Genomic DNA, 12725 nt, shown 5'->3' with positions numbered 1-12725 from the left:
GCATTGGATAACCCGTACACCCCAGCCTTCAGCAACGTCGGCTCGGTGTCATTGGCGTTGTAGTGCCACAGCTCATCCCGCGTGCCCACCAGCAGGTTAAACCCGGCATATTCAATCGAGCGGCCATTCACATCGGCCAAATAATCATCAATCGGCAGCGAACCAATGAGAAACCGCGCGACCAGCTCGCCACGAGACTTGCGTGCCGGTGGCTGGTGCGGGTCGCGGATGTTGGTCAAGGCGGCAAAGCGCCCATCCGCGTTCACCCCCAGCCAGGTGCCCCCGGCCTCCTGATCGCGACCGGCATAGACCTGGGGCGCATCCGCCCACTGGGCCAGCGGCAGGCTGGGGCGGGCGTAGAACTCATCGCGGTTGGCCGCGACGATCAGTGGCTGGGCATGGCCCGGTCGCCAGGCGAAAACAATCAGGCACATCGGGTGACCCCTTTTGTGTTTTTGCCACTCTACCCACAGACGCGCCGGTGTTCCATCGTCTCGAAGTTGGGCCGTGCACCTCTGATCCGTTAACATGCCGGGCTATTTGGCGTGTATGTGAACTTCTTAATTTGATCTCGCCGCTGTAACGCAGGCTTAATCGCACATCGGCATGGTCCGGTGCGTCATGACTAAATGTTTTAACGAGGAGTCGCAATGCTGCCTTACCCGCAGATCGACCCGGTGGCCCTGGCCATCGGTCCGCTGAAAATCCATTGGTACGGGTTGATGTACCTGATCGGCATCGGCGGCGCCTGGCTGCTGGCTTCCCGGCGCCTGAACCGTTTCGACCCGACCTGGACCAAGGAAAAGCTCTCCGACATGGTGTTCTGGATGTCGATGGGCGTGATCGTCGGCGGGCGCCTGGGGTATGTGCTGTTCTACGATCTGTCTGCGTATCTCGCCAACCCGACCCTGATCTTCGAAGTGTGGAAGGGCGGCATGGCGTTCCACGGCGGGTTTATCGGCGTGATGATCGCCGCCTGGTGGTTTGGCCGGCGCAATGGCAAGTCGTTCTTCCAGCTGATGGACTTCGTCGCCCCCTTCGTGCCGATTGGCCTGGGCGCCGGGCGCATTGGTAACTTTATCAACGCCGAGCTGTGGGGCAAGCCGACCGACGTGCCGTGGGCGATGGTGTTCCCGGCGTTCAGCGACCCGGCGCAACTGCCGCGCCACCCGTCGCAGCTGTACCAGTTTGCGTTGGAAGGTGTGGCGCTGTTCCTTATTCTGTATATCTTCTCGCGCAAGCCACGCCCAACCATGGCCGTGTCGGGCATGTTCGCGCTGTTCTACGGGATTTTCCGCTTTATCGTCGAATTCGTACGGGTACCGGATGCGCAGTTGGGCTACCTGGCATGGGGCTGGCTGACCATGGGTCAGGTGCTTAGCCTGCCGATGATCCTGGCGGGCCTGGGCATGCTGTGGTGGGCGTACAATCGCCCGCAGCCGCTGAAGAACGCCGCGCTTTAAATTCGAATGCCAAGACCAGGAGGTCTTGGCTTCAACGATACGGGTAAAAACATGAAGCAATATCTCGAACTGCTGCAGGATGTCGTGACCAATGGCCTGACCAAGGGCGACCGCACGGGCACCGGCACCAAGGCTGTGTTTGCGCGTCAGTATCGGCATAACCTGGCCGACGGCTTCCCGCTGCTGACCACCAAGAAGCTGCACTTCAAAAGCATCGCCAACGAACTGATCTGGATGTTGAGCGGCAACACCAACATCAAGTGGCTCAACGAAAATGGCGTGAAGATCTGGGACGAATGGGCCACCGAAGACGGCGACCTGGGCCCGGTGTACGGCGAGCAGTGGACCGCCTGGCCGACCAAGGACGGCGGCACGATCAACCAGATCGACTACATGGTGCACACGCTCAAGACCAACCCCAACAGCCGTCGCATCCTGTTCCACGGCTGGAACGTCGAATACCTGCCGGACGAAACCCAGAGCCCGCAGGAGAACGCGCGTAACGGCAAGCAAGCCCTGCCGCCATGCCATTTGCTGTACCAGGCGTTCGTGCATGACGGCCATCTGTCGATGCAGCTGTATATCCGCAGCTCCGACGTGTTCCTGGGCCTGCCGTACAACACTGCCGCGCTGGCGTTGCTGACCCACATGCTGGCCCAGCAGTGCGACCTGATCCCCCACGAGATCATCGTCACTACCGGCGACACCCACGCCTACAGCAACCACATGGAGCAGATCCAGACCCAGTTGGCGCGTACGCCGAAAAAACTGCCGGAACTGGTGATCAAGCGTAAGCCTGCGTCGATCTACGACTATAAGTTCGAAGACTTCGAAATCGTGGGCTACGACGCCGACCCGAGCATCAAGGCTGACGTGGCTATCTAAAGCCTTATTCGGTGAAAAACTGTGGGAGCTGGCTTGCCTGCGATGGCAGAGTGTCAGGCGACATCAATGTTGCTGGTCCACCGCTATCGCAGGCAAGCCAGCTCCCACATGGGTTCGGTGTTCACTTGGGTTAGTGGCCGTGGCTTCTGCCCACATGCGAAGGCTCGGCCTCGCTGGCCGCAATCCCTCCGCTGACCTCCAACTGCTGCAAGATCCCGCACTGGTTCCCACCGCCGCAACGTTGGCGCAGGTCCAGCAGTTGTTCCTGCAAGGCCAACAATCCGTCGATCCGCGCTTTCACATGATGGATATGCTCGTCGATCAACGCATTCACGCTTTCGCACTGGTCCTGGGGGCTGTCGCGTAGCCCCAGCAGGCTGCGGATTTCTTCGAGGGTCATGTCCAGGCTGCGGCAGTTGCGGATAAAGGTCAGCCGCTCGGTGTGCGCCTGGGTGTACACGCGGTAGTTGCCATCGGTGCGGGCCGGGGGCGGCAGCAGGTTTTCCTTCTCGTAATAACGGATGGTTTCCACCGGGCAATCGGTGAGTTTGGCCAGTTCGCCGATCTTCATCGCAGCAATCTCCAAATGGGTGCTTGACCCTATAGTGGCTACAGGGTCTTTACTTGGCAACAGGCACCTTTACGGACGCGACCTGATGAGCCACTCCATTCATACCCCGCACAAGCACGACCACAAGCACGACCACAAGCATGATCACGATCATGACCACCCGCATGACCACCCGCATGACCACGATCACGATCACGGCCATGATCATAAACATGACCATGGGCCCGCCAAACTCACGCCTGTGGATAACCATGGCCATTCCGGCTCCTGCTGCTCCGGCGCTGCCGGGCCTGCCATCGTGACCCTGAGTGAGGCGCCCACCGCCGGCTCGCGCCTGAGCACCTTCCGCATCGAAGCCATGGACTGCCCTACCGAGCAGACGCTGATCCAGAACAAGCTGGGCAAGCTCGCTGGCGTGCAGCAACTGGAATTCAACCTGATCAACCGCATCCTCGGCGTCACCCATGACCTGCCGAACACGGCGCCGATCATCGAGGCAATCAAGTCCATCGGCATGCAGGCCGACCCTATCGAAGAAGGCAGCCCCGCCGCCGCGCCGCCCGCCAAGAAACATTGGTGGCCGTTGGCGGTGTCGGGCGTGGGTGCCCTGGGGGCCGAGGTGTTGCACTTCACCGGCGTGGCGCCCACCTGGGTAATCGCGCTGGTGGCGTTGGTGTCGATCCTCAGCGGCGGCCTTACCACCTACAAGAAGGGCTGGATTGCCCTGAAGAACTTCAACCTCAATATCAATGCCTTGATGAGCATCGCGGTGACGGGCGCGATCCTGATTGGCCAGTGGCCGGAAGCGGCGATGGTGATGTTCCTGTTCACCGTGGCCGAGTTGATTGAGGCCAAGTCCCTGGACCGGGCGCGCAACGCCATCAGCGGCCTGATGCAGATGACCCCGGAACAGGCCACGGTGCGCCAGGCCGACGGTTCTTGGCTGGAAAAAGAGGTCAAAAGCATCGATCTTGGCGCGATTGTCCGAGTAAGACCCGGTGAGCGCATCGGCCTCGACGGTGAGGTCACGGCCGGTCAGTCCACCATCGACCAGGCGCCGATCACCGGGGAAAGCCTGCCGATTGAGAAAACCGTGGGCGATAAAGTCTTTGCCGGCACCATCAACCAGGCCGGCTCCCTGGAGTACAAGGTTACCGCAGCGGCGAACAACTCCACGCTGGCGCGGATCATCCACGCGGTGGAACAGGCTCAAGGCGCACGCGCACCGACCCAGCGCTTTGTCGACAGTTTCTCCAAGGTCTACACCCCGGCCGTCTTCCTGTTTGCCCTCGGTGTGGCGGTGATTCCGCCGCTGTTCATGGCGGGTGTGTGGTTTGACTGGATCTACCGCGCCCTCGTGCTGCTGGTGGTGGCCTGCCCGTGTGCCTTGGTGATCTCCACCCCGGTGACCATTGTCAGCGGCCTGGCAGCTGCGGCGCGCAAAGGCATCCTGATCAAAGGCGGCGTGTACCTGGAGGGCGGCTACAAGCTTGACTACCTGGCCCTCGACAAGACCGGCACCATCACCCATGGCAAACCGGTGCAAACCGATTACCTGCCGCTGTTCCCGAATATCGAAGACAGCGCGCCGGCCCTGGCCGCGAGTTTGGCATCGCGTTCTGACCACCCGGTGTCCCTGGCGATTGCCAACGCGGCTGTGGATAAAAACCTGTCGACTCACGCTGTGGATAACTTCGAAGCCTTGGCCGGGCGTGGTGTGCGGGGTGATATCAACGGCCAGACCTATCACCTGGGTAACCACCGCCTGGTGGAAGACCTCGGCCTGTGTTCCGAGGCCCTGGAAGAAAAACTCTTCGCCCTGGAAAAACAAGGCAAGTCCGTGGTGTTGCTGCTGGACAAGTCCGGCCCGCTGGCGCTGTTTGCCGTGGCCGACACGGTCAAGGAAAGCAGCCGCGAAGCCATCCAGCAATTACACGACCTGGGCATCAAGACCCTGATGCTCACCGGCGACAACACCCACACCGCCCAGGCCATTGCGGCCCAGGTCGGCATCGACCAGGCCCAGGGCGACCTGTTGCCCACCGACAAACTGCAAGCCATCGAAACCCTCTACGGCCAGGGCCATCGGGTGGGCATGGTCGGTGACGGTATCAACGACGCCCCGGCCCTGGCCCGTGCCGAGATCGGCTTTGCCATGGCCGCGGCGGGCACCGACACGGCGATCGAGACCGCCGATGTGGCGCTGATGGACGATGATTTGCGCAAGATTCCGGCTTTCATTCGGTTGTCGCGGCAAACGTCGAGTATCCTCAAGCAGAACATCGCCCTGGCGCTGGTGATCAAGGCGATCTTCCTGGCCGTCACGTTCATGGGCATGGCGACCATGTGGATGGCGGTCTTCGCCGACATGGGCGTGAGCCTGCTGGTGGTGTTCAATGGCCTGCGCCTGGTGCGCAAATAGCGGATGAGAGGGTGGTGTGCTGAGTGCTGAGTTAAAGGCGTTTTTCATGGTCGCCCGCCTGGGCAGCATTACCCAGGCGGCGAAGAAACTCGGCTTGAGCCAGCCCACGGTGACCACCCAGATTCGCAACCTGGAAAGCCACTACGGCGTCGAGTTGTTCTACCGTGGCGGCCGCCGCCTCACCGTCAGCGACGAAGGCGCGCGGCTATTGCCGATGGTCAAGGCGCTGTTGCAGCAGGAAGCGGATATCGAGTTTTTCCTGCGCAACAACGGCCAGGTCCAGGGCGCGCTGAGGATTGCCGCGACGGCGCCGTATTACATCCTCGATCTGGTCAAAGCCTTTCGCGAGCGCCTGCCCCAGGTGGAAGTGTCGGTGGAAATTGGCAACTCCCAGCAGGTGCTTGAAGCGCTGGACGATTACCGCGTCGATGTCGCGGCCTCATCGCAATTGCTGGAAGACGCCCGGCTGATCCGCCGCGTGCTGGGCACCGACCCGCTGGTGCTGGCGGTGCACCGCAATCACCCGTTGGCCAAGCTTGATCATGTACCGTTGAGCGCGCTTATCGGGCACACCTTGCTGATGCGTGAAGCGGGCTCCACCACCCGCCGGCTGACGGAAGAGATGTTGAAGAACGCCGGCGTGGGGTACGGGCCGTTGCTGGAGATTGGCAGCCGTGAGTCGATTCGCGAGGCGGTACTGCGCAATATCGGCATCAGCATCATTGCCCGCCAGGAAGTGCCCCATGACCCGCAATTGCGTGTGCTGACCATCGAGAATGCACCGCAGATTCCGGAGTACCTGTATTGCCTCAAGGAGCGCAAAGGGGCGCGGTTGCCGGCGGCGTTTCTTGGTTTGGCTCAGGAAATGTCACCCCTCTGATCGTTCCCACGCTCCGCGTGGGACCGCCGCCGAGGACGCTCCGCGTCCGTGACGCGGAGCGTCACTAGAGACATTCCCACGCAGAGCGTGGGAACGATCATGAGTCCTACACAAATCCACCAATACCACTATCACCTCCTTTTGCCTTTCTGCCACACCAGCTACGCATTGCCTCCCTAGCATGGCCTTCATCCGTTCGATGAGGTGCCACCATGCACACAGCCCTGACCCAACCCGGCGCACCGATGAAAGTGCGCGCAATCCAGAAACGCTTTGGCGCATTCACCGCGCTGGACAACGTCTCCCTGGACGTCGCCGCCGGCGAGCTGGTGTGCCTGCTGGGCCCTTCCGGTTGCGGCAAGACCACACTGCTGCGCTGCATCGCCGGCCTGGAGCGCCAGGACAGCGGTGAGCTTTACCTGGGCGAGCGCGACGTGTCCTTGCTGCCACCCCAGGCGCGGGACTACGGCATCCTGTTTCAGTCCTACGCGTTGTTTCCCAACCTCAGCGTTGAAGCGAACATCGGCTATGGCCTCACCGGCAGCGGCCGCGATGAAGTGCGCAAGCGTGTCGCGCAGATGCTCGAACTGGTCGGCCTGGTGGGCAGCGAAAAGAAGTACCCCGGCCAACTCTCCGGCGGCCAGCAACAGCGCGTCGCCCTGGCCCGCGCACTGGCGCCGGCGCCGTCGTTATTGCTGTTGGATGAGCCGATGTCGGCCCTCGATGCCCGGGTGCGCGAGCACCTGTGCACTGAACTGCGCCAACTGCAGCGGCGCCTGGGCATCACCACCTTGATGGTGACCCACAACCAGGACGAAGCCATGTTGATGGCCGACCGCATTGCCGTGATGAACAACGGCAAGGTCGAGCAGTACGCCACGCCCCAGGAAATCTACGACCGCCCGGCCACGCCGTTCGTGGCGGAGTTTGTCGGCCAGGGCAACTGGTTGCCGTTCAGCCGTAACAGCGCCAGCCATGCCCAGGTGGGTGGGTTGAAGATGCGCCTGGCTGAGGACGCGGGTGTCGCCCAGTCCGGCCGCTTGTTCTGCCGCCCGGAAGCCATTTGCGTCAACCCGCCGGTGCATGAAGAAAACCTGTTCCCGGCCAAGGTTCGCGAGATTACCTTCCTCGGCAACCGCTGCCGCATGAGCTTTGAGCTGGAACAATTGCCGGGCCATCCGTTGCTGGCTGAACTGACGCCGGAAGCCATGCCGCGCCTGGGCGCCCAGGACATCTGGGTGGCGTTGCCGCCGCGCAGCCTGCAGGTGTTTGCCTGAGATGGGGGCTGTGATGACATTGCCGGTACCGCGTCAGGTGTCCCGCGCCGAGTGGGGCGACCGCCTCTTTGTGGTCGGCGGCAAATGGCTCTGGCTGGGCCTGTTGGTGGTGGCGGTGCTGTTGCCGCTGTTGGCGATCTTCTGGCGCGGCTTCAGCAGCGAAGCCGGGCAGGGCGGTGGCCTGGTGGCCGCGCGCGAACTGCTGAGCAGCGCCAACTTCCACTGGTTGCTGGGCAATAGCCTGAAAGTGTCCCTCAGTGTGGCGGCCATCGTCGTGCCGCTGGCCTACTTGTTTGCCTATGCCCTGCAACGCACGCTGATCCCCGGCAAGTCCATCTGGCGCGGCCTGTCCTTGCTGCCATTGATGGCGCCGTCGATGCTGCCGGGCATTGCCCTGGTTTATCTGTTCGGCAACCAGGGCCTGCTGCGGGGTTTGTTCTCGGAGAATATCTACGGTTTCTGGGGCATTGTGCTCGGTGAGGTGATCTACACCTTTCCCCATGCCTTGATGATTTTGCTGTCGGCGTTGTCCCTGGCGGATGCGCGTTTGTTCGACGCCGCTTCTAGCATGGGCGCCAGCCCGGCCCGGGCGTTTCGCAGCATTACCTGGCCGGCCACGCGCCAGGCGGTGTTCGCCGCATTCTGCCTGGTGTTCACCCTGACCATTACCGACTTCGGGGTACCGGTGGTGGTGGGCGGCGATTACCAGGTGCTGGCGCTGGAGGCCTACAAGGCCGTGGTGGGCCAGCAACAGTTCGGTCGCGGCGCGTTGATCGGCATGGTGTTGCTGCTGCCGGCGCTGTTCAGCTTTGGCGTGGATGCGTGGTTGCGCCGTCGGCATGGCGACGCGATGAGCGGCCGCGCCCAGGTGTTCCAGCCAGCGCCATCACGGCTGCGCGACGGGTGCTACCTGGCCATCGTGCTGCTGATTTGCGCGGCGTTGCTGGTGGTGTTCGGCATGGCGGTGTACTCCTCGCTGGTGAAATTCTGGCCGTACAACCTGTCGCTGTCGCTCAACCACTACCAGTTCGAAGACACCGCTGGCGGCGGCTGGCTGGCCTATCGCAACAGCCTCACCATGGCGTTGTGCACGGCGTTGATCGGCAGCGTGCTGATTTTCACCGGTGCCTACCTGATGGAAAAGACCAAGGGTCAGAAGAACCTCAACCTGGCACTGCGCATGCTCAGCTTCGTGCCGATGGCCGTGCCGGGCCTGGTCCTGGGGCTGGGCTACGTGTTCTTCTTCAACCTCAACGGCAACCCGCTGCATGTGTTGTACGGCAGCATGGCGTTGCTGGTGGTGTGCACCATTGCCCACTACCTGACCACCGCGCAGATGACCGCGACCACCGCCTTGCGCCAGTTGGACGCCGAGTTCGAAGCCGCCGCCTTGTCCCTCAAGGCACCGTTGTACCGCCATTATCTGCGCGTCACGGTGCCGATCTGTCTGCCGGCGCTGCTGGACATCCTGCGCTACCTGTTTGTGTCGGCGATGACCACCGTGTCTGCCGCGATCTTCCTCTACAGCCCCGACACCATCCTCGCCGCCGTCGCCGTGCTGAACATGGACGACGCCGGCAATGTAGGCGGCGCGGCGGCCATGTCGACCCTGATCCTGTTCACCTCGGCCAGCGTCTCGCTGCTGCTGGCGTGGGCCTCACGTGGCGCGCTGCGCCGCTCCCAAGCCTGGCGCCAGCGCGCACCCGGCCAATAAAACATCCCTGAAGGAGGTGCTCCATGTTCAAGCCCCTGGCGCTGGTCGCTGCAGTCCTCACGGCATTCAGCCTGAATGCTTTCGCCAAGACCGAGTTGACGGTGTACACGGCCCTTGAAGCCGAGCAATTGAAGACCTACAAAAAAGCTTTCGAACAGGCCAACCCCGACGTCGAGATCAAGTGGGTGCGCGACTCCACCGGCATCATCACCGCCAAACTGCTGGCCGAGAAAGACCGCCCCCAGGCTGACGTGGTGTGGGGCCTGGCCGCCTCCAGCCTGGCGATCCTCGATCAGCAAGGCATGCTGGAAAACTACGCGCCCAAGGACTTGGACAAGATCGGCAAAAACTACCGCGACGCCGCCAATCCTCCGGCCTGGGTCGGCATGGACGTGTGGGCTGCCACCATCTGCTTCAACACTGTCGAAGCCGAGAAACAGGGCCTCACCAAACCAATAAGCTGGCAGGACCTGACCAAGCCCGAATATAAGGGCAAGATCGTGATGCCTAACCCGGCGTCTTCAGGCACCGGCTTCCTGGATGTCAGCGCCTGGCTCCAGACCTTCGGCGAGAAGCAAGGCTGGCAGTACATGGACGACCTGCATCAGAACATCGGCCAGTACGTTCACTCCGGCTCCAAGCCGTGCAAACTGGCGGCCTCCGGTGAGTTCCCGATCGGTATCTCCTTCGAATACCCGGCGGTTCAGCTCAAACGCCAGGGCGCGCCGCTGGACATTATCCTGCCCAAAGAAGGCCTGGGCTGGGACATCGAGGCCACCGCCGTGATCAAAGGCACTGCCCACGCTGACGCAGCGAAAAAACTCGCTGACTTCTCCGCCAGCACCGCGGCGATGGATCTGTACAAGGACAACTTCGCCGTGCTCGCCCAACCGGGTATCGCCAAGCCGCAGACCGAATTGCCAGCGGACTATGAGCAACGGTTGATCAAGAACGACTTTGTCTGGGCTTCCAAAAACCGTGACAGCATCCTGGCCGAATGGCGTAAGCGTTATGACGGCAAGTCGGAAAAACAGTAACCGATCGTTCCCACGCTCCGCGTGGTAACGCCGCTCTGGACGCTCCGCGTCCGCTTTTAAAGGTCGTGACGCGGAGCGTCACCGGATGAATTCCCACGCGGAGCGCGGGAACCAGAGGACAGTATGAGTAGTGATCTGTTAGTCGTCGGCGCCGGCATTCTCGGCCTCTCCCACGCCTATGCCGCCGCCAGGCGCGGCCTCAAGGTCAAGGTGTTCGAGCGCAGCGCCACGCCATTGGGCGCCTCAGTGCGCAACTTCGGCCAGGCACTGGTCACCGGTCAACCACCAGGGCCAATGCTGGACCTGGCGCGGGAAAGCCGCGAAATCTGGGGCCAGTGGGCGCAGGCGGCGGGCCTGGCGCTCAAGCGCAATGGCTCCTACCTGTTCGCCCGCACCGAAGCCGAAGAGCATCTGCTCGAAGCCTTCTGCGCCGAGCGAGCGCGGGAGCACGGCTACAACGTCGAGCTGCTGCAAGGCGCTGCCATGAACGACCTGTACGCTGGCCAGTTCCGTCATCACCGCGCCGCACTGCATGGCAAGGACGATCAGCAACTGTATTCCCGCGAGGCCATCCCGGCGCTGATCCATTACCTGAGCCAGGCGCTGAACGTGGAGTTTCACTTCTCCACCCTGGTGCGCGAGGTTGAACCGGGCCAGTTGCACAGCACGGCAGGCCGCTTTCGCGGCGAGCAGATCATCGTTTGCTCCGGCCACGATTATCAGACCCTGCTGGCCGACGCTATCGCCGGGCTCAACCCGCAAACCTGTCGCCTGCAAATGCTGCGCGCCCGGCCGGTGCTCAATCTGAACCTGCAACATGCCTTGCTCACCGGCTTGAGCTGCGTGCACTACGGCGCCTTCGCCGACCTGCCGGAAGCGGCCGCGGTGCAGGCGCAGATCCTGCGGGAAACGCCGTACCTGCACGAGCACGGCATTCACCTGTTGATCAGCCCTACGCCCCATGGTGAGTTGATCATCGGTGACTCCCACCATTACGACAGCGATCCGTCGCCCTTCAACGCCGAGCAGGTGGATGACTGGCTGATCGAACTGGCGCAACAGACCCTGGGTTGCAAGGTCCAGGTGGTCGAGCGTTGGCAGGGTGTCTACGGTTCGCGCGGGCCTGGGCCGTTTTCGTTTGTGCAGGCGGCACCCGGCGTCAGCGCTGCCTTGATGCACACCGGCGTAGGGATGAGCGTGGGGCCGGCGATGGCCGAGCGTAATATCAGCACGCTGTGGGGCGCGACGCGATGAGCCCGGAACAGGCGATTGCCCAGGTGTTTGGCTTGTACGAGCAGCACGGCACGGCTGACTACATCGGCGAGCCGGTGTCGCAAATCGAGCACATGTCCCAGGCCGCGCAATTGGCCATGGCCGAAGGGTTTGACGACGAGGTGGTGCTGGCGGCGTTTTTCCACGACATCGGCCACCTCTGCGGCCAGGGCTGCGCGAACATGGGCGGTTATGGTGTGGTCAGCCACGAGCGGCTGGGCGCCGATTACCTGCGCCGCGCAGGCTTCAGCGAACGCTTGGCCAAATTGGTGGAATACCACGTGCAGGCCAAGCGTTACCTGACCTTCAGCCAACCGGACTATTTCGCCCGCTTGAGCCAAGCCAGCCGTCGCACCCTGGGTTATCAGGGCGGCGTGATGAGCGCCGAAGAGGCCAGGGCTTTTGAACAGGACTCGCTATATGCCGTGAGTTTGCGTATGCGCCACTGGGACGAGCAGGCCAAGCAAACGCAGGTGCCGGTGTTGGATCTGCAACTGCTCAAAGCCATGGCCGCCCGACTACTGGCCGCGTAGACGGGCCTTACACACATCGCAGATACGCCGCCTGGAGCCTCGATAGCCGCCGCACTAAGGTGCTTGCTTCTTAGCCAAGGGAGCAACGCAGATGCGCTATTTGAAGGTAGTTGCACAGGATCAAACGGGAGATGGCCGGGCGAATACGGTGCGTCTTCAGTTCTACCAAGGTACGCCCTGCAATCAGGACGAGTTGCTCAATGAGGCCGTAGCCTATGACTTCACCTCAGACGCAAAGGTCGATTACAGCAGGGGAGACGTTACCAATGACGGTCAGGAAAGCAGTCTTGATCAAGCGTTGCTGGATCAATTTGCCAATGCCTATTTGAAGATCAACTGGGTGAATCGCGGCGCCAGTAGCCGGCTTTACATGAAGATCTTTTCCGAAGACTTCTATAAAGACGGCACCCCCGACACCGTGCGCCTGCACTTACACAAAGGCCCAGGGCTGCTGAGTTCGGACGCTCAGGTGTCTTGGAGCGCCGCCTATGATTTTGATAACAACGGTGAACTTGAGTGGAACATTCACGCCGACATCAACTGCGATGGCGTCATTGATGAAGTTGATAAGCACTTGGTCCAGCAATTGGCTGAGCTTTATTTGAAGTTCAATTGGCACACACCTGAGCCCTTCGATGCCAAGGTTGTGGATATTCAGGCACATTGATCAG

At 61.9% G+C, this 12725-nt stretch carries 12 protein-coding genes; 10 read left to right on the top strand and 2 right to left on the bottom strand.

What is annotated here, in order from left to right; genetic code table 11:
* Positions 1-434: NRDE family protein (locus E1K68_RS26270; protein ID WP_212614931.1), on the bottom strand; the 434-nt coding region annotated here is incomplete at its 3' end.
* 216 nt (positions 435-650) lie between these two features.
* Here E1K68_RS26270 and lgt point away from each other — a divergent pair.
* Entirely contained in the window at positions 651-1463 is an 813-nt protein-coding gene (gene lgt / locus E1K68_RS26265) for a prolipoprotein diacylglyceryl transferase (protein WP_057710229.1), read from the top strand.
* Between the two features lie 51 nt (positions 1464-1514).
* Complete coding sequence (locus E1K68_RS26260; protein WP_014720362.1) at positions 1515-2348, top strand: thymidylate synthase; 834 nt, start codon at positions 1515-1517, stop codon at positions 2346-2348.
* A gap of 130 nt (positions 2349-2478) precedes the next feature.
* Here E1K68_RS26260 and cadR read toward each other — a convergent pair whose 3' ends face one another.
* On the bottom strand, positions 2479-2919 hold the full coding sequence (gene cadR / locus E1K68_RS26255; RefSeq protein ID WP_003195185.1) for a Cd(II)/Pb(II)-responsive transcriptional regulator: 441 nt from the start codon (positions 2917-2919) through the stop codon (positions 2479-2481).
* An 85-nt stretch (positions 2920-3004) separates the two neighbouring features.
* Here cadR and E1K68_RS26250 point away from each other — a divergent pair, with 85 nt between their 5' ends.
* The 8 genes from E1K68_RS26250 to E1K68_RS26215 all read left to right on the top strand — a co-directional run bounded on the left by E1K68_RS26250 (position 3005) and on the right by E1K68_RS26215 (position 12721).
* On the top strand, positions 3005-5341 hold the full coding sequence (locus E1K68_RS26250; RefSeq protein WP_212614831.1) for a heavy metal translocating P-type ATPase: 2337 nt from the start codon (positions 3005-3007) through the stop codon (positions 5339-5341).
* A 16-nt stretch (positions 5342-5357) separates the two neighbouring features.
* Positions 5358-6221 (top strand): LysR family transcriptional regulator, encoded by an 864-nt coding sequence (locus E1K68_RS26245; protein ID WP_044269645.1) that lies wholly within the window; start codon positions 5358-5360, stop codon positions 6219-6221.
* A 212-nt stretch (positions 6222-6433) separates the two neighbouring features.
* Complete coding sequence (locus E1K68_RS26240) at positions 6434-7498, top strand: putative 2-aminoethylphosphonate ABC transporter ATP-binding protein (RefSeq protein ID WP_169855667.1); 1065 nt, start codon at positions 6434-6436, stop codon at positions 7496-7498.
* Between the two features lies 1 nt (position 7499).
* Positions 7500-9212, top strand: a complete 1713-nt coding sequence (locus E1K68_RS26235) for a putative 2-aminoethylphosphonate ABC transporter permease subunit (protein WP_212614830.1) — start codon at positions 7500-7502, stop codon at positions 9210-9212.
* Positions 9213-9235: 23 nt separating this feature from the next.
* Entirely contained in the window at positions 9236-10249 is a 1014-nt protein-coding gene (locus E1K68_RS26230; RefSeq protein ID WP_003195177.1) for a putative 2-aminoethylphosphonate ABC transporter substrate-binding protein, read from the top strand.
* Positions 10250-10372: 123 nt separating this feature from the next.
* Positions 10373-11503 carry a TIGR03364 family FAD-dependent oxidoreductase gene (locus tag E1K68_RS26225; protein ID WP_212614829.1) on the top strand — a complete coding sequence of 377 codons (1131 nt, stop codon included), beginning with the start codon at positions 10373-10375 and terminating at the stop codon, positions 11501-11503.
* Complete coding sequence (locus tag E1K68_RS26220) at positions 11500-12054, top strand: phosphonate degradation HD-domain oxygenase (protein ID WP_003195174.1); 555 nt, start codon at positions 11500-11502, stop codon at positions 12052-12054. Before E1K68_RS26225 ends, E1K68_RS26220 begins: the two co-directional genes overlap by 4 nt.
* 91 nt (positions 12055-12145) lie before the next feature.
* A complete protein-coding gene (locus tag E1K68_RS26215) occupies positions 12146-12721 on the top strand; it encodes a hypothetical protein (protein WP_120247490.1) in 576 nt (191 codons plus the stop codon).
* The last annotated feature ends 4 nt before the right edge of the window (positions 12722-12725 follow it).

The sequence above is a fragment of the Pseudomonas sp. B2021 genome (genome assembly GCF_018135665.1).
Taxonomy (GTDB): Bacteria; Pseudomonadota; Gammaproteobacteria; order Pseudomonadales; family Pseudomonadaceae; genus Aquipseudomonas; species Aquipseudomonas lactis.
The sequence above is the reverse complement of the archived record's forward strand: the minus strand, read 5'-3'. Positions and strand labels throughout refer to the sequence as shown.

Coding starts and splice junctions, on each gene's coding strand:
- E1K68_RS26220 (WP_003195174.1), top strand. CDS start 11,500: ATGAGCCCGGAACAGGCGATTGCCCAGGTGTTTGGCTTGTACGAGCAG.
- cadR (WP_003195185.1), bottom strand. CDS start 2,919: ATGAAGATCGGCGAACTGGCCAAACTCACCGATTGCCCGGTGGAAACC.
- E1K68_RS26215 (WP_120247490.1), top strand. CDS start 12,146: ATGCGCTATTTGAAGGTAGTTGCACAGGATCAAACGGGAGATGGCCGG.
- E1K68_RS26250 (WP_212614831.1), top strand. CDS start 3,005: ATGAGCCACTCCATTCATACCCCGCACAAGCACGACCACAAGCACGAC.
- E1K68_RS26230 (WP_003195177.1), top strand. CDS start 9,236: ATGTTCAAGCCCCTGGCGCTGGTCGCTGCAGTCCTCACGGCATTCAGC.
- E1K68_RS26235 (WP_212614830.1), top strand. CDS start 7,500: ATGGGGGCTGTGATGACATTGCCGGTACCGCGTCAGGTGTCCCGCGCC.
- E1K68_RS26240 (WP_169855667.1), top strand. CDS start 6,434: ATGCACACAGCCCTGACCCAACCCGGCGCACCGATGAAAGTGCGCGCA.
- lgt (WP_057710229.1), top strand. CDS start 651: ATGCTGCCTTACCCGCAGATCGACCCGGTGGCCCTGGCCATCGGTCCG.
- E1K68_RS26225 (WP_212614829.1), top strand. CDS start 10,373: ATGAGTAGTGATCTGTTAGTCGTCGGCGCCGGCATTCTCGGCCTCTCC.
- E1K68_RS26260 (WP_014720362.1), top strand. CDS start 1,515: ATGAAGCAATATCTCGAACTGCTGCAGGATGTCGTGACCAATGGCCTG.